Below are 1,456 nucleotides of genomic sequence, written 5' to 3' on the forward strand. Positions count from 1 at the left end.
ATTTGCTGCACAGTCATTCATGTATATTAAAACCAGAGATACACCACCGAGAATGAAAATAAGTATACTTTGTCCATACTGATTCTACGGCTGGCTGAGGAAGGTCGATGTACTGTGGTGCGTGAGAGCCCTTTGCACAGTCTGACTCCTTCGACCACGGTGCACCACTGACTGTTGCTCCCTTAAGGGAAGCACTCATGGTAGATTAATCCTATTCTGGTTGTTGCACCAGCCTCTAATACTACTTGCCGTAGAAAGGATGTTTTCAATGGATATAATCATTGAAAGAGCCTGTGGTATGGATGTCCATAAAGACAACATTACTGCATGTATCATCACGCCAGAGGGAAAGGAGATTAAGACTTTTTCAACAAAAACCTCATCCCTAATTCAGTTGATTGACTGGATTAAGAAACATAAGTGCACTCATGTGGCAATGGAAAGTACAGGTGTTTACTGGAAACCTATTGTCAACTTGCTTGAAGCCGAGGATATTGAGTTTCTTGTAGTGAATGCTCAACATATTAAGTCCGTCCCTGGACGAAAAACTGATGTAAAAGATGCTGAATGGATCGCCAAACTACTTCGTCATGGCTTACTAAAAGCCAGTTTTATCCCAGACCGAAATCAACGAGAGGTGAACTAGTTCGTTACCGTAGGAGCATTATTGAAGAACGTGCCAGACAACATAACCGGATTCAGAAAGTATTAGAAGGCGCTAATATCAAACTTGGTTCTGTTGTTTCGGATATTATGGGAAAGTCTTCCTGCGATATGCTTCGCGCCATCGCTGAAGGCGAAGATGACACAGAAATGCTGGCAAACTTCGCAAAAGGAAGGATGAAAAAGAAGAAAGATGAGCTCAAACTCGCCCTCCACGGCTATATCAATGATCATCAACGATTCATGATAAAGACGGTTCTAAACCATATTGATTTCCTTACTGAACAAATCGATATGCTGGATCAAGAAGTAGCCGATAGATTGAGTATCTATCAAGATGACATCGATCGCTTAGATTCCATTCCTGGAATCGCAAGAAGAATGGCTGAGCAAATGCTTGCAGAACTTGGGACGAACATAAAAGAACAATTTCCTACCGCACCTCAAATGTGCTCATGGGCCGGATTGGTGCCAGGTAGTAATGAAAGTGCCGGGAAACGGAAGTCTTCAAAAACGAAGAATGGAAACAAATATTTAAAGTCAGCCTTAATTGAAGCAGCCCAATCTATTAGAGGGTCAAAAAACTACCTCGGAGCGCTTTATCGCCGTACTGCAGCACGTAAAGGTAAAAAGCGGGCAGCAGTTGTAGTCGCGCATGCGATATTACGAATCTCCAATTACTTATTGACCCGTAAAGAAATGTACGTCGATTTAGGAGAAGATTACTTCGATAAGCAAAAACAACAATCCATTGTTCGACATTCACTACGAAGGCTTGAAAGTCTAGGCTATA

1 pseudogene is annotated in these 1,456 nt (G+C 42.1%); it reads left to right on the plus strand.

What is annotated here, in order from left to right:
• Window positions 1–268 precede the first annotated feature (268 nt).
• Window positions 269–1,456 (plus strand): annotated as a pseudogene (locus LDX58_RS25590) (IS110 family RNA-guided transposase); the annotation flags it as partial.

This window comes from Alkalihalobacillus deserti (assembly GCF_020734105.1).
GTDB classification, from domain to species: domain Bacteria; phylum Bacillota; class Bacilli; order Bacillales; family Bacillaceae_D; genus Halalkalibacter; species Halalkalibacter deserti.